Genomic DNA, 20,870 nt, shown 5'->3' on the forward strand with positions numbered 1-20,870 from the left:
CCGGGCATCCCCGGTCAGTCATGGTCGAGGGTCGGGAAGAAGTCGCCGCGCCCGCCCGGTGACCAGTCGAGGAACGTCCAGAGTGGCCATGCCGGATCCATGTGGCGGGGATGGTTGTCCCATTCCATTCCCAGCAGTTCCGACGACCAGAAATGCCGGATGATCCCTTCGCGTCTCTCAAACACGTTCAGCATCGGCCATTGCGATCCATCGGGTGCTTCGCCGTGATAGTCCCTGTTGTACGAGCTGCCTGCGGCGGAGAGGGGCACGATGTTGCGCCAGCCACGGCCGGTGGCGAGTGCTTCGGCCTGTGACGGTGATCCGCTGATGACCACCTGCAACGACAGGCGCTCCCAGATATGCGGGGCATTGCCGTCCAGGGAATCGACGAAGGCGGCGCACATCGGGCAGGGTGCTGTCGCGGCAGGACCCAGCATGAAACTGTAGATGGCCAGGGTATCCTGTCCGGTCGCGAACAGGTCACTCATCCGTGTCGTCTGGCCGCCGGTTCGCAGGAACAGATAGTCTTCCGGCACTTCGCCGCCCGGCGGCAGGGCCCGGCGCAGGGCCGCGACCTCCTCTGTCCTTTGTCGCAGTTCTGCCTCAGCCTCCAGCAGTCTGGTTCGCGCTGCGCGATAATCTGCGCTCTCGTTGGGGAAGGTCATGCTCATCCGATGCGCCTCCGGTGAAAGACATTCTGTTCACCGTAGCGTTCATTGCTGGCGGGGAACAGCGACGGCACTTCCTGCCTTGTCTGTCGGATTTCGGTCATTTTGTCGCGAAAGCGACTTCCACTGGTCGTGCAGAAGCCATGCTGAAGGCCGTCGTGGTGACCATATTCGATTCAGGACGTTCCCATGGCAGGGGCAGAGATCATGGCCGAGAAAGTCATCGTTTACTGGCGGGATATCCCGGCGCAGGTGATCGTGCGCAAGGGCCGCAAGCGCGCAACCGTCGAACTGCCGGAACGTTTCATCAAGGCAATTGACCGGACAGCAATGAAGGTCGGGGCCCGCGACACCGATGCCTATCTGGAGGCATGGCGGCGCGGCGATCCGGAAAGCTGCAGCGACGATCTGGAGCAGGAGGCGGCGCAGGCCGCGGCCATGCTCGAAACGACTTTCTCGCACGAGCATCTCAACTCCCTGGTCGCGAACGGAGGCTACGCCCATGACTGACATGATCCATTTCGGCGGCACGCCGCGCATCGGCGCCTCCATCGAGGCGACGCCGAAGCAGGTTCTGGACACGGCGGATCTGTCCGGTCTGTTTCCCGTCGGTACCCGTGTCTATCTGACCGACCTTGGTACCGACGATACCGCGCGGCTGGTGCGTGCCGCCCGCGTGCTGCAGGACTGCGGCTTCGTTGCGGTGCCGCACATCGCCGCCCGTCGGCAGCCGTCGTGGGAGGCGCTGGAGGCACGCATCCGTGCCTTCGCGGAGGAGGCGGGCGTGAACGAGGCACTGGCCATCGCGGGCAGCCCGGAGCGTCAGGCGGGGCCGATCTCCGCCTCCATCGAGATGCTGGAGAGCGGCCTGTTCGACCGCTACGGCTATGTCCGCATCGGCGTCGCCGGTCACCCGGAAGGCAGCCCCGACATTTCCGACGCGGTGCTGGATCTGGCCATCCAGCAGAAGAACGATTTCGCGACCCGCACCGATGCCGACCTGTATATCGTCACCCAGTTCGGGTTCGATGCGCACAGCTTCGTTGACTGGGCCAACCGCATCACGGCGGCGGGCAACCGGCTGCCGTTCCACATGGGTGTCGCCGGCCCGTCGAAGATCACGACCCTGCTGAAATATGCCGCCATGTGCGGTGTCGGGCCGTCGCTCGGGTTCCTGAAGAAGCGGGCGAGCGCGATCACCGCGCTGGCCACCGGTTTCTCGCCGGAGCCGGTGGTGGCACCGCTGGAGGCGGCCTGGGCCGCCGATCCGGCCGGTCCCGTGCGCCAGATGCATGTCTTCCCCTTTGGCGGACTGAAGAAGACCAGCGAGTGGCTGCATGAGCGTGGCTCCTGGGTCAATGGTCTCGCCGTCGCCACAGATACACAGCCCATCCAGATCGAGGCCCGTTGATGACCCGAACCCTTGTCAGTTCCGCCACGCGTGAAGTCCTGATCGGCTTTGACCAGCCTTTCTGTGTGATCGGGGAGCGGATCAATCCCACGGGCCGCAAGCTGCTCGCCGCCGAGATGAAGGAAGGCGACTATAGCCGGGTGGAAGCCGACGCACTGGCCCAGGTCGCAGCCGGTGCCACCATGCTGGATGTCAATGCGGGCATTCCGCTGGCGGACGAGCCGCGCATCCTGGCGGAGACGATCCAGCTGGTGCAGTCGCTGGTCGATGTGCCGCTGTCGATCGACAGCTCGATCATCGACGCGCTGGAGGCGGGGCTTGCCGTCTACCAGGGCAAGGCGCTGGTGAACTCGGTCACGGGCGAGGACGAGTCCCTCGACCGCGTCCTGCCGCTGGTGAAGAAGCATGGCGCCGCAGTCGTCGCGATCTCGAATGACGAGACCGGCATCTCCACCGATCCGGACGTGCGCTATGCGGTGGCGAAGAAGATCGTGGAGCGGGCCGCGGACTACGGTATTCCCAGCTCCGACGTCGTGGTCGATCCGCTGGTCATGCCGGTCGGCGCGATGAATGATGCCGGGCGGCAGGTTTTCCGGTTGCTGCGGCGGCTGCGGGAGGAGCTGAAGGTCAACACGACCTGCGGCGCGTCCAACATCAGCTTCGGCCTGCCCAACCGGCGGGTGATGAATGGCCATTTCCTCTCCATGGCGTCGGCGATGGGCATGACCTCCGCCATCATGAACCCGCTGCATGCGGAGGACATGAACGCGATCCGCGCCGCCAATGTGCTGAACGGTTTCGACCCGGATTGCCGGACCTGGCTCAACGCCAACCGGGATCCGAATGCCGCCCCCACGGGTGGCGAGGGGGAAGGCCGTCGCAGCCGTCGTGGCAGTGAACGTCGCCGTCGCTCCGCCGCCTGACCCTGTCCGGGAACCTGACATGACCGATCCAGTCGCTGACGCGCTCGTCCTGTTCATGCCGAGCGGTCGGCGCGGGCGGTTTCCGCATGGCACGCCCCTGCTCGACGCCGCGCGGTCACTGGGCGTCTATGTGGAGAGTGTCTGCGGCGGGCGGGGCATCTGTGGCCGCTGTCAGGTGACACCGACGGCAGGGCAGTTCGCCAAGCACAAGATCACGTCCTCTCTCGATCACCTCACCCCGGTGGACGAGACGGAGAATCGCTATACCCGGCGCCGCAGCCTCGCCGCTGACCGGCGGCTGAGCTGTCAGGCGAAGGTGCTGGGCGATCTGGTCATCGATGTGCCGACCGATTCCGCCATCAACGCGCAGGTCATCCGCAAGCGCGCCGAGGTTCGCGATATCGAACGCGATCCGGCAACCCGGCTGGTGCTGGTGGAGGTGGAACAGCCCGACATGGCCAATCCGCTGGGTGACCTGGACCGGTTGAAGGCCGCGCTCGGGGCGGAATGGGGCATCGACGGGATCACCGTCGATCCGCCCCTGCTGGCGCAGGTGCAGCGCACCCTGCGCGACGGTGACTGGAAGGTGACCGCAGCTGTTCATGATGATGGGGACGGGCCGGTCCTGACCGGTCTCTGGCCCGGCCTGCGGGAACGCATGTTCGGACTGGCGGTCGACATCGGCTCCACCACCATCGCCGCGCACCTGATCGACCTGATGAGCGGGCGCACAGTGGCCTCCGCCGGGACGGCCAATCCGCAGGTCCGCTTCGGCGAGGATCTGATGAGCCGGGTGTCCTACGTCATGATGAACCCGGAGGGTCTGCCGGCCCTGACCGAGTCCGTGCGCGGCGCCATCGCCGGTCTGGCGGCGAAGGTGGCGGCGCAGGCAGACACGACCGTTGCGGACATCATGGAGGCGACCTTCGTTGCCAATCCGGTGATGCATCACCTGTTCCTCGGCATCGACCCGCGGGAGCTGGGCGGCGCGCCCTTCGCGCTTGCCGTTTCGGGGCCGGTTGCCCTGCCGGCGCGGGAGATCGGGTTGACCCTGCATCCCGGGGCGCGGGTCTACGTCCTGCCCTGCATCGCGGGACACGTCGGCGCAGATGCCGCCGCAGCGACCCTGGCGGAGGCACCGCACAAGGCGGACGCACTGACCCTGCTGGTCGATATCGGCACCAATGCGGAGATCGTGCTGGGCAACCGGGAGCGGGTGCTTGCCTGTTCCTCCCCCACCGGCCCGGCCTTCGAGGGTGCGGAGATTTCCTGCGGCCAGCGGGCGGCCCCCGGCGCCATCGAGCGGGTGCGGATCGACCCGGTGACCCTTGAGCCGCGCATCAAGGTGATCGGCTGCGACGACTGGTCGGACGCACCGGATTTCGCGACCAATGTTCCGGCTGTCGGGGTCACGGGCATCTGCGGCTCGGGCATCGTCGAGACCATCGCAGAGATGTTCCTGGCCGGGATCATCACGGAGGATGGGGTGATCGATGGCACCCGTGTCGCGCAGAGCGACCGCATCCGGGCGGACGGGCGCACCTTCTCCTATGTGCTCTGGCGCGGCGATGTGGAGATCAGCATCAGCCAGAACGATGTGCGCGCAATCCAGCTTGCCAAGGCCGCGCTCTATGCCGGTATCCGGCTGTTGATGGACAAGCTGGAGGTCGCGACAGTGGAACGGGTCCGCCTGGCCGGGGCCTTCGGCAGCTACATCGACCCCAAGTACGCCATGGTGCTGGGCCTGATCCCCGACTGCGACCTGAAACATGTTGCTGCGGTGGGCAATGCGGCGGGGACGGGGGCGCGCATGGCGCTGCTCAATCGCGGGCACCGCCGGGAGGTCGAGCAACTGGTCAAGGACGTGGAGAAGATCGAAACCGCGCTGGAACCGAAGTTCCAGGAGCATTTCGTCAATGCCATGGCCCTGCCCAACAAGATCGAACCCTTTCCCCACCTGGCCGCCGCCGTGGACCTGCCCGCGCGGCGTGACACGTCAGACGGCAGTAGCCCGGGCGGTGGTCGCCGACGTCGCCGCAGCCGCGAACGGGGCTGACACCGGACGACGGACGCTCTCCTTCCGCTTCCGCGCCGGTTATAGTATTTGCGGACCGTCGCGTCCGGCGATGACAGGACGTCGGATGATTCCGGGGAGGTGCCTGGACATGGCGATCAGATCCTGGCTGGTGGCCATAGTGCTGGCACCGGCGCTGTTGATGCAGGCCTGCGCGGCTCTGGCGAACGACCAGGCGCTGGAAGCGAAACTGACCAGAGCCTTCACCAGCGGCGAACTTCCCGGGCTGCACAGCGCGTTGATCATCCGCAGGGGCGAGACTCTGGCCGAGCTCTATTTCCCGGGTGCGGACGAGAGCTGGGGCCGGGCGCTTGGTGTGCGCGAACATGGTCCGGACAGCCTGCACGACCTGCGATCCGTGACCAAGAGCATCACCAGCCTGCTCTACGGTATCGCCCTGTCGGAGGGCCTTGTGCCATCCGTCGATGAACCCGTCGTCAGCCAGTTCCCCGAGTATGCCGATCTGGCGGCGGATCCGGCGCGGAAGGCGATCCTGATCCGGCATGTGTTGTCCATGCGCATGGGCACGGCGTGGGACGAGACCTTGCCCTACACCGATCCGCGCAACAGCGAAATCGCCATGGAACTGGCGCCGGATCGCTATCGCTACGTGCTGGAACAGCCGGTCATCAGCACGCCCGGCGAACAATGGAACTACAGCGGTGGCGCAACCGCTCTCATCGGGCGGCTGATCGCGAAAGGGGCGGGGATGCCCCTCGATGCCTACGCTCGGGACAAGCTGTTCAAACCATTGGGTATCCTGCGCTTCGAATGGCGACGGGGCGGCGATCGCGAACCTTCCGCCGCATCAGGCCTTCGCATGACCGCACCGGACCTGGCCCGCATCGGCCTGATGATCCAGAACGGCGGACGACACGCCGGGCGACAGATCGTGCCCGAAGACTGGCTGAAACAGTCTTTCAGGGCACGTGCTAGCCTGCAGGGTGGCCTGCGCTACGGCTTCTTCTGGTGGCTGCACCCGAAGGGCGATCCGCCACTGGGGGTCGCCGCTTTCGGCAATGGCGGACAGCGCCTTTCCATCGGTCTCGAAAGCGGCCTGACCGTCGTGGTCTTCGCGGGCAACTACAATGACCCGCAGGCTTGGAAGGTGCCGGTCAAGGTGCTGACCGACTTCGCCCTGCCTGCCGTCAGGAACGAATGAAGCCGGTCGGGATCAGGCCGGATCGTCGCCGATCCAGGCGATTCGCAGGATGTTCGTGGCACCCGGCGTGCCGAAGGGGACACCGGCGGTGATGACCAGCCGCTGGCCCGGTTCGGCGAAGCTGTCGCGACGGGCCACATGACAGGCCTTTTCCACCATGTCGGCGAAGTTCTGGGCATCTTCCGTCACTGCCGAGTGCACGCCCCAGACCAGCGCCAGCCGACGCGCGGTCTCGACCCGGGGTGTCAGGCCCAGGATCGGGGTTGAGGGACGCTCCCGCGCGGCGCGCAGGGCTGTCGAGCCTGACGTCGTGTAGGTGACGATGGCCGCGGCCTTGATGGTCTCCGCCACCTGTCGGGCCGCCGCCGTGATCGCGTCGGAGGCGGTGGGTTCGGGGATCGCGTGGTCCGCCTCCAGAATGCCGCGATAGTGGCCATCGCGTTCAACGCTGCCGATGACCCGGCTCATGGTCTCGACCGACAGGATGGGGTGATCGCCGGAGGCGGTCTCAGCCGACAGCATCACCGCGTCCGCGCCGTCATAGACCGCCGTCGCCACGTCGGAGACCTCCGCCCGTGTGGGGAAGGGGCTGACCACCATGGATTCCAGCATCTGTGTCGCCACCACGACCGTCTTGCCCATGCGGCGCGCCCGGCGGATCAGCCGCTTCTGGGTTGCCGGGACCTCTTCGACCGGGGTTTCGACACCCAGGTCGCCGCGCGCCACCATGATGCCGTCGGCGAGTTCCAGGATCTCGTCGATATGCTCCACGGCGGCCGGCTTCTCGATCTTCGCCATGATGGCGGCGCGACCGGCGGCGAGCTTGCGGGCCTCGGCCACATCGTCGGGTTGCTGCACGAAGGACAGGGCGATCCAGTCCACCCCCAGGCCTGCGGCGAACTCCAGATCCTTGCGGTCCTTGTCGGACAGCGCGGCGAGCGGCAGCACCACGTCGGGCAGGTTCAGGCCCTTCCGGTCGCTCAGGCTGCCCCCGGTGACGACCTCCGTCTTGGCGCTGGTGCGGCCACAGTCCACGACCCGCAGGCGGATCCGGCCATCGTCCAGCAGCAGGTTCGATCCGGCCTGCAGCGCCTTGAAGATTTCAGGATGCGGCAGGGGCGCGCGCTTCTCGGTGCCTGGCGTGTCCTTCATGTCCAGCACGAAGGTCGATCCGGCGGTCAGCTCGACCGATCCATTGGCGAAGGTGCCGACCCGGAACTTCGGCCCCTGCAGGTCGGCGAGCAGGCCGATGGGGCGGCCACGGGCTTCCTCCAGGCTGCGCACCACACGGTGGCGGCGGCGATGGTCGGCATGGGTGCCATGGCTGAAGTTGAGCCGGAAGACATCCACCCCGGCATCGAACAGCTCCGCGATCCTGTGCGCGGTCGAGCTGGATGGCCCCAGGGTGGCGAGAATCTTCGTCTGACGTTTACGGTGCAAGATACGGCTCCTCTGGTGGTCGGACGATGATGGCACGGAAATCATTCACATTCGTGTTGGTTGGTCCGGGACGGAACAGGGCACCAAGCGCATCAAGCGCCGGGCCCGCGTTGTTCGCGGCAAGTGCCGACGCCGGGCTGCTGCCATGATGCCCGTTCCACAGCGGTTTGTCCGTATCGACGAACGCACCCGCCGCATCGCCGTTGCCATCCAGCCCGTCCGTGTCCGCGGCCAGCGCCGTGATGCCGCCGCAGCCATCCAGGACCAGCGCCAGTGACAGGGCATATTCCTGGTTCGGGCCGCCCTGGCCATTGCCCTTCACCGTCACCGTCAGTTCGCCACCGGACAGCAGAATGGATGGCCGCTGCCGGTGCAGCAGCCTGCGGGCCATGTCGCCATGCAGGCAGGCGACGTCCCGGGCCTCCCCTTCCAGCCCGTCGCCCAGCATGACCGGCTCCAGCCCCTCCGCGACGGCAAGGGTCGCCGCGGCGTCGAGCGCATCCTGCGGTCTCGCGATCAGGCGGTAGTCAGGGGTCGGCAGGGGCGGCGTGGCGACATCAAGCCGCGCGCGCACGTGGGACATGACAGCCTCCGGCGGGTGGATGCCGTAGTGCGCGATCAGCGCCAGCGCATCGCTGGCATGGGACGGGTCCGCGACGGTGGGGCCGGAACCGATGATGGCCGGATCGTCGCCCACGACGTCGGAGATCGCCAGCGTGACCAGCCGCGCCGGGGCCGCCGCACGTGCCAGCCCGCCGCCCTTCACGGCGGAGAGGTGCTTGCGCACCGTGTTGATGTGCTGGATCGGGGCACCGCTGCGCAGCAGGGCCTGGGTCACGGCCTGCTTGTCAGCCAGTGTCAGACCATCGGCGGGCGCTGTCAGCAGGGCGGAAGCGCCACCGGACAGCAGGCAGACCACCAGATCGTCCGGCCCCAGCCCGCGCACCATTTCCAGGATGCGCCGTGTCGCTGCGATGCCGTTGTCGTCAGGCACGGGGTGTGCGGCCTCGACAACCCCGATCCGTTCCGTCGGCATGGCGAAGCCGTAACGGGTGATCACCAGACCCGTCAGATCATGCTGCCAGGCAGTCTCGAAGGCGAGGGCCATCGCCGCCGCGGCCTTTCCGGCGCCAACGACGACTGTGCGGCCTTTCGGCGGCTCCGGCAGGTGGTCGGGCACGCACCGGGAAGGATGTACCCGCGCCACCGCAGCCTGGAACAGCCGCTCCAGCAGCGCGCGGTCATTGGTCAAGGCGTTCATGTCTCGCGGGCCATTGCGGTCAGTTGCGGAGTGACCAGAATAGGGAGTGCCGGTGTCTGCTGGCAATGGTGGCGCGCGGAGAAGGAAAGGCAGGGCGGATTGACGGATCGGACGCCGCATGGGGACGAAACCGGGAAGCAGGGGACCTTCTTCTGCGTCGATGCCCATACCTGCGGCAACCCGGTGCGCGTGGTCGCGGGCGGTGCGCCGGCGCTGCGGGGCGACACCATGATGGCCCGGCGGGCGGATTTTCTGGCGCACCACGACTGGATCCGCAGCGGACTGATGTTCGAGCCCCGTGGTCACGACGTCATGTCCGGATCAATCCTGATGCCTCCGACGCGCGACGACTGCGACATCGGCATCCTGTTCATCGAGGTTTCGGGCTGCCTGCCGATGTGTGGCCATGGCACCATCGGGACCGTGACGGTCGCACTGGAACGCCATCTGGTGCACCCGAAGGTGCCGGGAACAGTTTCACTCGACACGCCTGCCGGGCGGGTTGTCGCCACCTGCGAGATGGACGGGGAGCGGGTGACCTCCGTGCGGATCACGAATGTGCCGGCTTTCCTGCATTCCCGGGATGTGACCGTCGAGGTGCCCGGTCTGGGACCGGTGACGGTCGATATCGCCTATGGCGGCAACTTCTATGCGATCGTCGAGCCTCAGGCGGTGTTCCGCGATCTGGCCGATCATCAGGTCGACTGGCTGGTGGCGCAGGGCAACGCCCTGCGGGATGCGCTGAACCGGGCCGTAAGCGTCAGCCATCCTGATGATCCGGCCATCCAGGGGGTCAGCCACGTGATGTGGACCGGTGCACCGACGGTATCGGGTGCGGATGCGCGCAACGCGGTGCTCTATGGCAAGCGGGCCATCGACCGCTCGCCCTGCGGCACCGGCACCTCGGCCCGGATGGCACAGCTCGTGGCGCGCGGACGGCTGTCGGTCGGTGATGATTTCGTCCACGAATCGATCATCGGATCGCTGTTTCATGGCCGGGTGGAAGCCGCGACGGAAATCGGAAGTCAGGCCGCGATCATTCCGTCAGTCAGCGGTACGGCCCATATCACTGGCCTGAATACCATCATGATCACGTTAGATGACCCCTATGCCCATGGCTTTCAGTTGGCCTGATCTGTAAGGGTTGCAGTCAGCATGGGCGGAATCAGTACATTCTGGGTGGCACACGATACCGGTCAGTCCGCGACCGGCAACGAAATCCGTGTGCAGCAGATGGCGATCCTGTCGCGACGCACACCTGTGATCTTCATCGCGGTTGCCGCCAATGCGTTGCTGACCGGCGGCGTGGCGGGCTCGGTACAGCAGCCGGTGTTCGCGCTGGTCTGGACAATCATCATGGTGGCGCTCTCCATGGCTGGCCTGTTGCGCTGGGTCGCGCGGCGGCGCAAGCAATCGCCGGAGCGCGTCAGCGAGCGTGGACCCAGGCGCATCGCGATCGCGGCCACGGTGCAGGGTACGATCTGGGGCATCGGCTGTGCCATCATGTTCCCGATCATGCCGGGCACGGAGCAGATGCTGATTGGCATGGTGCAGGCGGGCATGGCCGCGGCCGGTGCGTCCATCCTCGCGACCCTGCCGGCGGCATCCATCGGTTACACGGTCGGTTGTCTACTGCCCTTCGCGGTACGCTTGGCGCTGCACGACGATGTGCTCAGCCTTTCCCTGGCGGCCATGACGCTGATCTACACGGTGGCCTTGCTGACGACTGCGCGCAGTTTCTACATTTCCTTCGTCGAGAGCGTGCGCGGGCGGGTGGCGACAGAGCGGCTGCTGACCGAACTCTCCGCCGCACGCCAGGACCTGCTGGACGCCATCGCCAGTTCGACCGAGGGCTTTGCCCTGTTCAATTCGGAGGGCGGTCTGGTGGTTGCCAACGACCGGTTTGCCGAACTGCTGCGACTGAAGCCGGAGATTACCCGGTCGGGTCGCAGCTTCGAGGATCTGCTGAAGAATGCGGACGGAGACTTTTCACCGGAATGGATCAGCGCACAGGTCGCCCGGTACCATGCCTGCGATGGCCAGCAGGTGGTTGCCCTGCCGGACGGACGCTGGCTGGGCATCGGGCATCGCCAGGCCGGCCGGGGCGGTGTCGTGACGACACTGATCGACCTGACCGTGTTCAAGGAGAACGAGGCGGAACTGATCCGCGCCAAGGTGACGGCCGAGTCGGCCAACTCGTCGAAATCCGAGTTCCTGGCCATGATGAGCCACGAGTTGCGGACACCCCTGAACGCCATTCTGGGGTTCGCCGAGATCTTCATGAACGAGATGTTCGGCCCGCACAGCGACGAGCGCTACCGGGTATATGCGAGCGACATTCACGAGGGCGGGCTGCATCTGCTGCACGTCATCAACAACATCCTTGATCTGTCCAAGGTCGATGCCGGTCGCTTCGAGCTGAATGTCGATGACTGCAACCTGAGCGATCTGGCGGACTCCGTGGTCCGGCTGATGCAGGCCAAGATGGACGAGGCCCAGCTGCGTCTGGTGGTGGAAGCGCCCGAGGATCTGCCGACGATCCTGGGCGACCAGCGTGTCATCCGACAGATGATCCTGAACCTGCTGGGCAATTCGATCCGGTTCACGGATCCGGGGGGCCAGATCACGATCAGCATCACCGCCGAGCCCTCGGGCGATCAGACACTGACCGTCAGGGATACCGGAATCGGGATCGCGGCCAAGGACATCCCGCGTGTTCTGGAGCCTTTCGGCCAGGCCGATGCGGGACTGTCGCGCAGACAGGACGGCACCGGACTGGGTCTGCCGCTGGTGCAGTCCTTCATTGCGCTGCATGGCGGTACCCTCGAACTCACCTCGGAACCGGGTGTCGGCACGGTCGTTACGCTGCGCTTTCCGGCCGGTGGCGTGACGGAAGAAGCATCGGACTCCGCCGGTTGATTGCAGAAGTACCGTCTGGATCACCCGAAAAAGCGACCGTGTTAATCACTGCTTCACCCTTCGGATACCCAACGTTAACGAAGCCCCGCCCAGAATTTACCTCCAGTCCGGCAGAAAGGCCGACACGAAGGAGGACTTGAGATGGCAAGTTATGATCCGACAATTCCGAAGGAACTTCTGATCCGCGCGGAGCGTGGGGACAAGGGTGCGCAGTACACCCTGGGCCTCTACTACGCGACCGAGGACACCAGCGCCGAGTGCCTGATCCTTGCCCACATGTGGTTCAACATCGCCGCCATCGCCGGTGACGCCCGTGCCCGCACGGAGCGCAAGGAAATGGCCGAGATGATGAGCGCCGCGGAGATCGCGGAGGCTCAGAAGCGCGCACGGGCCCGGTTGCAGGCCCAGCGCGGCTGAGACCAGCCGACGGGGCCGACGCAGGTCCGGCTCAGCCGTCGAACAGCCCCGCCTCCCGCATCGTGCGCAGGGCGTCGGTGGTGGCATCCGCCAGCCGTTCCACGTCATCCTTTCCGGTCGCCGTCGAGACACAGCCGAGGCCGTAGGGCGTCGAATAGATGCCTGATGAAACAAGATGCCTGAACAGGTGCTCGTTTCGCTGTCCCTCCTGCCCCTGAGGATGGGTATCGCGATAGGTGGTCATCGCGCGTCCATGGGTGTGGAACCGGAACAGTGAGCCGCTGCCGGTGACCTGGCCCGGCACATTGGCCACCCGAACGGCCTCCCGCAGGCTCTCCCGACACAGTTCCCCCATGCGGTTCAGGTCCTCCACCGCATCCTCCGTCCAGTTGGCCATCGCGGCACGTCCCGCCACCATGGTCATCGGATTGGCATTGAAGGTGCCGCCATGCGGCAGCCGGGCCTTGGCGCCGTCCACTTCGAACACCTGCATGACCTCCCGCCGTCCGGCGATGGCCCCGACAGGCAGTCCACCGCCGATGATCTTGCCGAGGGACGAGATGTCGGGCCGGATTCCCAGTATCGCCTGACTGCCGCCATAGGCCTGACGGAAGGCAATGACCTCATCGAAGATCAGCAGTGCGCCGGACCGTTCCCGGAACCGTGACAGCATGTCCAGAAAGGCCGCTGTCGGTGGCAGCAGCCCGACCTGGGTCGAGACCGGATCGAACAGGACGCCCGCCAGCTCATCCGCATGGGCGTCGAGAATGGCCTCCGCCCGCTCGGGATCGTTGAAGGGGATGACCACCACATCCGACAGCACGCCCTGTGGTGTGCCGTGGCTGTAGGGGACGCTGTTGGGCTGTTCTTCCGGTCCCCAGCTTTCCGGCCCGGCGGACAGGGACACTTCGGCGAAGTCGTAAGAGCCGTGATAGGCGCCCTCGCACTTCGCGATCTTGGGGCGACCGGTGAAGGCGCGGGCTGCCTTGATCGCGTTCATGACGGCTTCCGATCCCGAATTGCAGAACCGGATCATGTCGAAGCCATCGACCCGTGCCGTCAGCATCTCTGCCAGCTCGATCTCCGCCTCCGTCGCGAAGGCGAAGGCGGTGCCGCGCCCGACCTGCTCCTGCAGGGCGGCAACCACGTCCGGGTGGGAATGGCCGTGGATCAGGGAGGTGTAGTTGTTGTTGAAGTCGATCAGCTCATTGCCATCGACGTCGGTCACACGGGAACCGAATCCCTTCTGCACGTAGATTGCATGTGGGGACAGGCGAATGGTGGAACGGCTGCCGCCATCGGGCAGCACCGCCATCGCGCGCTGGGTCAGCTTCGCGGATCGGGAGTCGGGATCGGGATACATGGCGCCCTCCTGTTGGCCGAACCGCCAGTCTTTTGCACCTGACGCCGGATCGCAAGGGGCGGAGATGCAGATCTGCTCAGATGATGCCGCGTTCCACCACCGGGCGATTGGCGGCGATCCTGTCATGGCTGAACAGTCCGAGGTCCAGACTGACGCTGCGGCCCTGCAGCAGCCACTCCGCCAGCGCCCGCCCGACCGCCGGGGCCTGCTGCACGCCATGGCCGGAGAAACCATTGGCAAAGTGGAAGTTCGTGATCTCCGCATGCGGCCCCAGCACGGCGTTCTGATCGAAGCCGTTGTAGTCGTAGAAGCCACCCCAGGCAGCGGTCATGCGCAGCGCCTCGAAGGCCGCCGAGCGGTTCGCCAGGGCAGGCCAGCAGCGCCCCTCAAACTGGTCGTAGTCCGGGTCGAGCCTGCCGCCGTCCGGGTCCGGCTCACCGGGCAGGGGGGAGGAACCGGTGAGGAAGCCATTGCCCTCCGGTCTCACATAGACGCCACTGGGATCGACGATCAGCAGCGGATCGGTCGGCGGAGTCGGTGTGGTCACGTGAAAGACGGTGCGCTTGCGCGGCACCACCGGCAGTGCAATCCCGGCCATGGCGGCGACGGCCCCGGCCCAGGGCCCCGCCGCGTTCACCACCTGACCGACCGCCATGGTTTCGCCGGAGCCGAGCGAGAGTTCAGAGACGCGACCCTTGGCGCACCGGATTGCCGTGACCCGATCCTGCAGGAACATTGCGCCGGCGCGACGCGCACCCCTGCGAAAGGCCTGCAACAGCGCGTGCGGGTCCAGCCAGCCCTCGTCCCGCAGCCCCAGCGCCGCCAGCGCGATGTCGTGCACCCGGATCCACGGAAAGCGTTGCCGGACCTCTTCCGGCGTCAGCAGCGCCACGGGTGATCCGGTCGCCTGCTGTGCGGCGACATTGCTGCGCAGCGCCTCCGCGCCCGCTTCCGTCGCCAGGAACAGGTAATGGCCGTCACGGAACTGCACGTCCGGCGCCTCGTCCTCCGGCAGGTCGATGCGGTTGCGGATGTCGCGCACGAACGCCAGGCCGAAGCGGGAGAGCAGGATGTTCTCGGGCATGGAGAACTGCTGGCGCAGGGAGCCAAGCGAACGGCCCGTCGCGCCCTCCGCGTAGGTCGGGTCCGGTTCGATCACCGTCACCGATCCCGGAAAGGCGAAATGCGCCTTCAGCCACCAGGCGATGGCCGCGCCGATCACGCCGCCGCCGATGATGGCGATGTCGCTGGACCGGGTCACACGCCCTCCTCCAGCAGCTTCCGGCGGCGCAGGATCTCGGCGATGCGCCGGCGGGGTACCGTCTCGATGGCCGGATGCGCCAGCGCGGCCTTGATGCGCAGCTGACCGATCAGGTCGAAATGGGCCTTGTAGCGGCCCGGATACTGGTAGAACGCGGGGTGGCAGCCGAGCGCCAGCGCCACGGGCAGCAGTTCGCGGTAGGCCGCGTCGCCATGCAGGTCCGACAGCAGGTGCGCGGTGATGCGCCCGTCCGGCAGGCGGCGCGGCCGGTCCATCACCACCATGTTCCGGTTCCGTCTTCGACCGGAGCGGTCAGTTCATGTAGTCCGGTTCCTGCTTCTGCAGCATCCGCCGCAGCGCCCCGAAGTGCCGCTCCGCGATCAGCGGGCGTTCCTCCGCCATCTGCTGCGCCGTCATCTGCTGCACCTCTTCCGGGATCGTGCGCAGCTTGCCCCCGGTGGAGCGGGCCAGCACCTGGAACATGGCGGCACGTTCCAGATAGTAGAGGTCGGTGAAGGCTTCCCCCACCGATGCGCCGGTCACGGTCACCCCATGGCTCGCCATCATCAGTACCGCGCGGTTGCCGAGCTTGGAGGCAATGCGATCGCCTTCCTCGATCGCCAGCGACAGGCCGTTGTATTCGGTGTCGTAGGCGATGCGGTCATGGAAGTTCAGGGCGTTCTGCTCGCACATCTTCAGTTCGCCATCTTCCAGCAGGGTCAGGGCCGTGGCGTAGGGCATGTGGGTGTGCAGCACGCAGGTCGCGTTCGGGGCCGCGACGTGGATCCCGCGATGGATGGAGAAGGCGGTATCCTCCACCACCTCGTCCCCCTCCAGCACATTGCCCTTGTCGTCGAGCAGGACCAGCGAAGAGGCCGTGACCTCCGACCAGTGCCAGCCGTAGGGGTTGATCAGGAAGCGGTTGCCGCGCACCACGCCATCCTCGTCCGGTACGGCGAGGGAGAAGTGGTTGCAGACCCCTTCGTTCAGGTCCAGGCGTGCCGCCCAGCGCAAGGCACAGGCCAGGTCCTGCCTCATTTCCTGCATGGTCTGTGTCATGGCTCCAATCTCCCTGCTGATGCATTCGTCCCGCAGTGTGCCGCAGTTTCGGAACGACTGAAACCTGTGTTGCGACCTCACAGGCCTCCCGGCGACACTGCGGGTCGCGATCAGGTCTTTTCCCGAGCAGGCGCGCGACCGATTCTCCGGGGATGTCGGGACAGGATAGGGGAGGAACCCATGCCGGGTGAGAGCATGAACAAGGTGGCGCTGACGCCGGACTTCGATACCTATCCCGTGACGGAGACGATCCGCAGCGCGACCACCGACGGGCGCATCCTGACCCTGGAATGGTCCGACGGCCTGACCGGCCGCTATCACGCGATCTGGCTGCGCATGAACAGCTGTGATCCGGAGACCTTCAATCTGGACACGCGCGAGATCACCCGCAGTCCGCTGGACCTGCCGGCCGAGGTGCGGATCGAACAGGTCTCGGTGCGATCTGACGGGGCCGTCGGTCTGGTGTTCCAGCCGGAGGGGCACGCGGCCCTGTTCGATCCCGGCTGGCTGCGGCTGCATGACTATTCCAATGGCGGGCGGCGCGACGATGCGGCGGTGGCGAAGGTGCTCTGGACCACGGCGGAGTGTCCGGAGCCGCCGACGTTCGACGGCGCGGGTATCCTGGACGATGACGCGACCTTCACGGCGTTCCTGACCGCTGTGGCGAGCCACGGGCTGGCGCGGTTGCGCAATGCACCGGCCGACCCGGACTTCGCCGAACGGTTCGCCAGCCGCATCGGTGTCATCCGCGACAACAACTTCGGCCGTATCTGGAATGTCCGGGTCGAGCCGGGATCGGGCAGCAACGCCTACACGGCGCTGGAACTGGCCCCGCATGTCGATCTGGCGACCCGCGAGTACCAGCCCGGCCTGCAGATCCTGCACTGTGTGGAGAATTCGACCCGGGGCGGGCGGGCCATGATGATCGACGGCTTTCGCGTCGCCGAGGATCTGCGGACAGAGGCACCGGCAGCGTTTCACCTGCTGACCACGGTGCCATGGCACATGTCGAACCGGGCCGCCGACAGCGACTATCGCTGGAATTCCCCAGCCATCGTGCTGGATCAGGCCAGGCGGGTCGCGGAGATCAGGAGCATCTATTTCCTGCGCGGGCCGCTGAATGCGCCCTTCGACCTGGTGGAGGATCTCTATGCGGCGGACCGGCTGCTGCACGAAAAGCTGCTGGACCCGCGCTACCGGATGCTGTTCGACTATCTGCCCGGTGACCTGATGCTGTTCGACAACCGGCGTATCCTGCACGGGCGGGAGGCTTTCGATGCCGCAGAGGGTAGACGCTGGCTCAGGGGCTGCTATCTGGAGCGGGAAGAGCTTGAATCCGCGCTGCGCATGGCCGCCCGAAGGGTAAGAGCCGGAGCCGCAACCGGAACCTGAAACCGATCGAAGGAGCGATGATCAATGGCTGACCTGAAGAACCGGCAGGGGTTTTCGACCCGCGCCATCCATGCAGGCCAGCGGCCGGACCCGACAACCGGTGCGGTGATGATGCCGATCTACGCCACCTCCACCTATGTCCAGGAAAGCCCGGGCGTTCACAAGGGTTATGAGTACAGCCGCAGCCAGAACCCGACCCGTCACGCGCTGGAAGCCTGCGTGGCGGATCTGGAGAATGGCGCACACGGCCTCGCCTTCGCCTCCGGCCTGGCCGCCATGGGCACGGTGCTGGAACTGCTGGACAGCGGTGACCACGTCATTGCCATGGACGATCTCTACGGCGGCAGCTATCGCCTGTTCGAGAATGTCCGGAAGCGTTCGGCGGCGCTGGACTTCAGCTTCGTCGATCTGTCGGACCCGGCGCAGTTCGAAGCCGCGATCACGCCGAAGACCCGCATGGTCTGGGTGGAAAGCCCGACCAATCCGCTGCTGAAACTGGTCGATCTTGCCGCCATCAGCCGCATCGCCAAGGCCAACAACATCCTGATGGTCTGCGACAATACCTTCGCCACGCCCTACTGCCAGCGTCCGCTGGACTTCGGCGCGGACATCGTCGTCCATTCCATCACCAAGTATCTCAACGGCCATTCCGACGTGGTCGGCGGCGTTGTCATCATCGGTGACAATGCGGACCTGAAGGATCGCCTGTTCTACCTGCAGAACGCGGTCGGCAGCATCCTCGGCCCCTTCGACAGCTTCCTGGCGCTGCGCGGCCTGAAGACCCTGGCCCTGCGCATGCGCCAGCATTGCGAGAGCGCCCTGACCGTGGCGCGGCATCTGGAGGCGCATCCGAAGATCGAGCGGGTGATCTATCCCGGTCTGGAAAGCCATCCGCAGCACGCCCTGGCGAAGGGGCAGATGGATGCCTTCGGCGGCATGATCACCGCCTTCATCAAGGGCGACATCGAAGACGCGCGGAAGTTCCTGGAACGCTGCGAGATCTTTGCGCTGGCCGAAAGCCTGGGCGGCGTCGAGAGCCTGATCGAACACCCCGCCATCATGACCCACGCCTCCGTCCCGCCCGAGGTCCGGGCCGAACTCGGCATCTCCGATACGCTGATCCGCTTCAGTGTCGGCGTGGAGAATGTCGAGGATCTGCTGGCCGAGATCGACTCGGCGTTGGGCTGATGTCAGCCGGCCGGGCGGCCCTGTTCCGGCAGCCCTCGCATCTCGCCGATGTCATCCACCCAGTCCAGCGCTGACCGGCACCAGATCTGGATCGACGGGCGCAATTCGTTGCGCTGGCGGGCCGTGCCGAGGCGCAGGGAGAAGGCGTCCGGATCGACCGGCGCGCCGCCGTGGATCGAGGTGCCGCATTCGGGACAGAAGGACAGGGCGCGCTGGCTGCCGCTCTCGGCGGTCTTGATGAAGACCTTCAGCTTGCCGCTGAGCAGGCGGAAATCAGCCGCTGGTACCAGGACGCCATAGCGGAAGGCGGTGCCGCTGTTGATCTGGCAGTCCGTGCAGTGGCAGATGGCGATCCGGTCCGGATCGATCTCGGCCTCGTAGGTGATGTGGCCACAGAGGCAGGCACCGTCGATCTTCATCTTCGTCATCGTCTTTTCTCCGCTGCGGGAACCATGATGCCCAGTGTACCGCGCCGCAGCGCGTCCACCAGTCCGGCCCGCCGTTCCAGCGTGGCGCGCTGGTTGACGTAGCCCTTGTCGGTGATCTCGTTGGCGTCGATGGAGGGGGGCTCCGCCATCAGCACGAAGCGGGCAATGCGGGTGGAGGACGCCGGGTTCGCCGCGTTCCAGACTGCCAGCTTTTCCGCGATGGCGGCACGCACTGCGTCCGAAGCGCAGAGCGCTGCCGGGTCGTCGCCTGCATCCGGGTCCAGAGCGGCGACGGCGGCCATGGCAGGCCAGATGAGCAGGCCGATGCTGTCCGTGTCATGGCCGGTCACCACCACATCCTGCACCAGCGGGGAGCAGGCCCCGACCACGCCCACCCGCAGTGCGCCGACGCTGACCCAGGTGCCGGTGGTCAGTTTGAAGTCCTCCGCCACCCGCCCGTCGAACAGGACACCGGCTGACGGATCATCGGGGTCGGCGAGCTGTCCTGCATCACCCATGCAGTAGAAGCCTTCGTCATCGAACGCGGCGGCGGTGAGGTCGGGTCGGTCGTGATAGCCGGGGGTGATGTTCGGTCCCCGCAGGCGCAGTTCGTACTTCGCGCCGCTGGGCTGGAACTTCAGCTCGCACCCCGGCACCGGCAGGCCGATGTTGCCCGCGCGCGGGATGGAGAAATGGACCAGGGTGGCCAGCGGCGAGGTCTCCGTCGATCCCCAGGCCGACAGCATCAGCGGGCGCGGATGGCCCGACTGGTCCGCCACCCGCTCCAGCCGGTCCCAGAGATCGTGCGGCAGGGCTGCGGCGGCATAGAAGATGGCCTTCAGGTTGCGGAAGAAGCTGTCGCGCAGGTCGGCGTCCCGCTCCAGCGCGGACAGCAGCGCGGCGAATCCGGCAGGCACGTTGAAATAGAGGTTCGGACTGGCGAGGCGCAGGTTCTCCACCGTGCGCCCGATCAGCGGCGGCGCGGGCTTGCCATCGTCGATGTGGAAGGTGCCGCCATTGAACATGGTCAGGTTGAAGCAGAAGTTGCCGCCGAAGGTGTGATTCCACGGCAGCCAGTCGACCAGTACCGGCGCCATGTCGTGCACGAAGGGCCAGGCGGCGGCCAGCATGGCCTGGTTGGCGCACAGCATCCGGTGGGTATTGATCACCCCCTTGGGCATGCCGGTGGAGCCGGAGGTGAACAGGATCTTGGCGACCGCATCCGGTGCGATGGCAACGTCCGGCGCGTTCCCGGCAGTCGGGATCGCATCCATGTCGGCGCTGGTCATCACCGTTGCGAAGCCCTGTTCCGCCAGTGCCTTGAGGGCCGGGGCGAACGGGATTGCATCCTCCACCCAGACCAGGCCGGGGCGGGTCAGGTCGGCGATGTGGCGCAGCTTGGCGTGGTCGGCGCTCATCAGGCTGTAGGCGGGGGAGACGGGCACGGCGGGAATGCCCGCCAGTACAGCACCCAGCGTCATCAGGGCGTGGTCGACGGAATTGCCCGAAAGGATCATCAGCGGCCGTTTGGGGCCGAGGCCCGCAGCCAGCAGATGGTGCGCGATACCTGCCGCGCGGGCATGAACCTCCGCGTAGGTCAGCGTCTGCCAGCCGTCACCGTCGCGTCCTGCCAGAAAGGTCCGCGCGCCGTTTGCCGCGGCCTGCGCGGTCAGCACCGCGCCAAGCGTTGCCGGGTAGTCGCCGAGGGGCACGGGGGAGCGCAGGATCATGGCCCCATCGTCGCGGTGTTCCAGCTCGGCCCGCCGGGCAAGAAACCGAAGTCCGTTCAAGGTCACGTCTGTCATGCTGTCTCTCCCACCCCGGACTGTCCTGATGCCACGACAGCGGCGATGCGGCAAGGACCGGCTGGCTCGACAGTCCGCAGCGAACAGGGTACACGCGAA

19 protein-coding genes are annotated in these 20,870 nt (G+C 66.4%); 10 read left to right on the forward strand and 9 right to left on the reverse strand.

Annotation, left to right across the window (positions count from 1 at the left end; all coding sequences use genetic code 11):
• Positions 1-14: 14 nt before the first annotated feature.
• Positions 15-671, reverse strand: a complete 657-nt coding sequence (locus QGV54_RS01200; RefSeq protein WP_281018704.1) for a DUF899 family protein — start codon at positions 669-671, stop codon at positions 15-17.
• Positions 672-875: 204 nt separating this feature from the next.
• Between QGV54_RS01200 and QGV54_RS01205 the strand changes: the two genes are divergently transcribed.
• From QGV54_RS01205 to QGV54_RS01225, 5 genes are all read left to right on the forward strand, one after another.
• The gene (locus tag QGV54_RS01205) at positions 876-1,178 is read left to right on the forward strand and encodes a virulence factor (protein WP_281018703.1); all 303 of its coding nucleotides are present in this window, start codon (positions 876-878) and stop codon (positions 1,176-1,178) included.
• Positions 1,171-2,079 carry a methylenetetrahydrofolate reductase gene (locus tag QGV54_RS01210; RefSeq protein ID WP_281020045.1) on the forward strand — a complete coding sequence of 303 codons (909 nt, stop codon included), beginning with the start codon at positions 1,171-1,173 and terminating at the stop codon, positions 2,077-2,079. Before QGV54_RS01205 ends, QGV54_RS01210 begins: the two co-directional genes overlap by 8 nt.
• Positions 2,079-3,002 carry a dihydropteroate synthase gene (locus QGV54_RS01215; RefSeq protein WP_281018701.1) on the forward strand — a complete coding sequence of 308 codons (924 nt, stop codon included), beginning with the start codon at positions 2,079-2,081 and terminating at the stop codon, positions 3,000-3,002. Before QGV54_RS01210 ends, QGV54_RS01215 begins: the two co-directional genes overlap by 1 nt.
• Positions 3,003-3,021: 19 nt before the next feature.
• Complete coding sequence (locus tag QGV54_RS01220; RefSeq protein ID WP_281018700.1) at positions 3,022-5,058, forward strand: ASKHA domain-containing protein; 2,037 nt, start codon at positions 3,022-3,024, stop codon at positions 5,056-5,058.
• Positions 5,059-5,167: 109 nt separating this feature from the next.
• A complete protein-coding gene (locus tag QGV54_RS01225; RefSeq protein ID WP_281018699.1) occupies positions 5,168-6,238 on the forward strand; it encodes a serine hydrolase domain-containing protein in 1,071 nt (356 codons plus the stop codon).
• A gap of 12 nt (positions 6,239-6,250) precedes the next feature.
• On the opposite strand, the gene pyk is transcribed toward QGV54_RS01225, so the two are convergent.
• Together pyk and QGV54_RS01235 are read right to left on the reverse strand one after the other, a co-directional pair.
• Positions 6,251-7,723, reverse strand: a complete 1,473-nt coding sequence (gene pyk / locus QGV54_RS01230; protein WP_348637642.1) for a pyruvate kinase — start codon at positions 7,721-7,723, stop codon at positions 6,251-6,253.
• Entirely contained in the window at positions 7,668-8,939 is a 1,272-nt protein-coding gene (locus QGV54_RS01235; RefSeq protein WP_281018697.1) for a glycerate kinase, read from the reverse strand. Before QGV54_RS01235 ends, pyk begins: the two co-directional genes overlap by 56 nt.
• Before the next feature lie 99 nt (positions 8,940-9,038).
• Here QGV54_RS01235 and QGV54_RS01240 point away from each other — a divergent pair, with 99 nt between their 5' ends.
• From QGV54_RS01240 to QGV54_RS01250, 3 genes are all read left to right on the forward strand, one after another.
• Positions 9,039-10,073: a 4-hydroxyproline epimerase gene (locus QGV54_RS01240; RefSeq protein ID WP_281018696.1), complete on the forward strand. Its 1,035-nt coding sequence runs from the start codon at positions 9,039-9,041 to the stop codon at positions 10,071-10,073.
• Between the two features lie 21 nt (positions 10,074-10,094).
• Positions 10,095-11,858, forward strand: a complete 1,764-nt coding sequence (locus QGV54_RS01245) for a PAS domain-containing sensor histidine kinase (protein WP_281018695.1) — start codon at positions 10,095-10,097, stop codon at positions 11,856-11,858.
• Positions 11,859-11,999: 141 nt separating this feature from the next.
• The gene (locus QGV54_RS01250; protein WP_281018694.1) at positions 12,000-12,275 is read left to right on the forward strand and encodes a hypothetical protein; all 276 of its coding nucleotides are present in this window, start codon (positions 12,000-12,002) and stop codon (positions 12,273-12,275) included.
• A 31-nt stretch (positions 12,276-12,306) separates the two neighbouring features.
• On the opposite strand, the gene QGV54_RS01255 is transcribed toward QGV54_RS01250, so the two are convergent.
• The 4 genes from QGV54_RS01255 to QGV54_RS01270 all read right to left on the reverse strand — a co-directional run bounded on the left by QGV54_RS01255 (position 12,307) and on the right by QGV54_RS01270 (position 15,958).
• Positions 12,307-13,638: an aspartate aminotransferase family protein gene (locus QGV54_RS01255; protein WP_281018693.1), complete on the reverse strand. Its 1,332-nt coding sequence runs from the start codon at positions 13,636-13,638 to the stop codon at positions 12,307-12,309.
• Positions 13,639-13,714: 76 nt separating this feature from the next.
• A complete protein-coding gene (locus QGV54_RS01260) occupies positions 13,715-14,899 on the reverse strand; it encodes an FAD-dependent oxidoreductase (RefSeq protein WP_281018692.1) in 1,185 nt (394 codons plus the stop codon).
• Positions 14,896-15,183 (reverse strand): DUF4031 domain-containing protein, encoded by a 288-nt coding sequence (locus tag QGV54_RS01265; RefSeq protein ID WP_281018691.1) that lies wholly within the window; start codon positions 15,181-15,183, stop codon positions 14,896-14,898. The genes QGV54_RS01260 and QGV54_RS01265 overlap by 4 nt, the downstream gene beginning before the upstream one ends.
• A gap of 28 nt (positions 15,184-15,211) precedes the next feature.
• Entirely contained in the window at positions 15,212-15,958 is a 747-nt protein-coding gene (locus QGV54_RS01270) for an aldolase (protein ID WP_281018690.1), read from the reverse strand.
• Between the two features lie 180 nt (positions 15,959-16,138).
• On the opposite strand from QGV54_RS01270, the gene QGV54_RS01275 reads away from it, so the two are divergent.
• Both QGV54_RS01275 and QGV54_RS01280 read left to right on the forward strand, forming a co-directional pair.
• Positions 16,139-17,350 (forward strand): TauD/TfdA family dioxygenase, encoded by a 1,212-nt coding sequence (locus QGV54_RS01275; protein WP_281018689.1) that lies wholly within the window; start codon positions 16,139-16,141, stop codon positions 17,348-17,350.
• Positions 17,351-17,374: 24 nt separating this feature from the next.
• Positions 17,375-18,538: a PLP-dependent aspartate aminotransferase family protein gene (locus QGV54_RS01280; RefSeq protein WP_281018688.1), complete on the forward strand. Its 1,164-nt coding sequence runs from the start codon at positions 17,375-17,377 to the stop codon at positions 18,536-18,538.
• A gap of 2 nt (positions 18,539-18,540) precedes the next feature.
• On the opposite strand, the gene QGV54_RS01285 is transcribed toward QGV54_RS01280, so the two are convergent.
• Both QGV54_RS01285 and QGV54_RS01290 read right to left on the reverse strand, forming a co-directional pair.
• Positions 18,541-18,966, reverse strand: coding sequence for a GFA family protein (locus QGV54_RS01285; RefSeq protein ID WP_281018687.1), 426 nt, complete (start codon positions 18,964-18,966; stop codon positions 18,541-18,543).
• Positions 18,963-20,771: a feruloyl-CoA synthase gene (locus QGV54_RS01290; protein WP_281018686.1), complete on the reverse strand. Its 1,809-nt coding sequence runs from the start codon at positions 20,769-20,771 to the stop codon at positions 18,963-18,965. Before QGV54_RS01290 ends, QGV54_RS01285 begins: the two co-directional genes overlap by 4 nt.
• Between the last annotated feature and the right edge of the window lie 99 nt (positions 20,772-20,870).

Origin of the sequence: Minwuia sp. IMCC3060, assembly GCF_029909435.1 — a bacterium.
Lineage (GTDB): Bacteria > Pseudomonadota > Alphaproteobacteria > Minwuiales > Minwuiaceae > Minwuia.

Coding starts and splice junctions, on each gene's coding strand:
- QGV54_RS01205 (WP_281018703.1), top strand. CDS start 876: ATGGCCGAGAAAGTCATCGTTTACTGGCGGGATATCCCGGCGCAGGTG.
- QGV54_RS01255 (WP_281018693.1), bottom strand. CDS start 13,638: ATGTATCCCGATCCCGACTCCCGATCCGCGAAGCTGACCCAGCGCGCG.
- QGV54_RS01235 (WP_281018697.1), bottom strand. CDS start 8,939: ATGAACGCCTTGACCAATGACCGCGCGCTGCTGGAGCGGCTGTTCCAG.
- QGV54_RS01290 (WP_281018686.1), bottom strand. CDS start 20,771: ATGACAGACGTGACCTTGAACGGACTTCGGTTTCTTGCCCGGCGGGCC.
- QGV54_RS01220 (WP_281018700.1), top strand. CDS start 3,022: ATGACCGATCCAGTCGCTGACGCGCTCGTCCTGTTCATGCCGAGCGGT.
- QGV54_RS01250 (WP_281018694.1), top strand. CDS start 12,000: ATGGCAAGTTATGATCCGACAATTCCGAAGGAACTTCTGATCCGCGCG.
- QGV54_RS01285 (WP_281018687.1), bottom strand. CDS start 18,966: ATGACGAAGATGAAGATCGACGGTGCCTGCCTCTGTGGCCACATCACC.
- QGV54_RS01275 (WP_281018689.1), top strand. CDS start 16,139: ATGCCGGGTGAGAGCATGAACAAGGTGGCGCTGACGCCGGACTTCGAT.
- QGV54_RS01215 (WP_281018701.1), top strand. CDS start 2,079: ATGACCCGAACCCTTGTCAGTTCCGCCACGCGTGAAGTCCTGATCGGC.
- QGV54_RS01225 (WP_281018699.1), top strand. CDS start 5,168: ATGGCGATCAGATCCTGGCTGGTGGCCATAGTGCTGGCACCGGCGCTG.
- QGV54_RS01245 (WP_281018695.1), top strand. CDS start 10,095: ATGGGCGGAATCAGTACATTCTGGGTGGCACACGATACCGGTCAGTCC.
- QGV54_RS01270 (WP_281018690.1), bottom strand. CDS start 15,958: ATGACACAGACCATGCAGGAAATGAGGCAGGACCTGGCCTGTGCCTTG.
- QGV54_RS01265 (WP_281018691.1), bottom strand. CDS start 15,183: ATGGTGGTGATGGACCGGCCGCGCCGCCTGCCGGACGGGCGCATCACC.
- QGV54_RS01210 (WP_281020045.1), top strand. CDS start 1,171: ATGACTGACATGATCCATTTCGGCGGCACGCCGCGCATCGGCGCCTCC.
- QGV54_RS01200 (WP_281018704.1), bottom strand. CDS start 671: ATGAGCATGACCTTCCCCAACGAGAGCGCAGATTATCGCGCAGCGCGA.
- QGV54_RS01280 (WP_281018688.1), top strand. CDS start 17,375: ATGGCTGACCTGAAGAACCGGCAGGGGTTTTCGACCCGCGCCATCCAT.
- pyk (WP_348637642.1), bottom strand. CDS start 7,723: ATGATTTCCGTGCCATCATCGTCCGACCACCAGAGGAGCCGTATCTTG.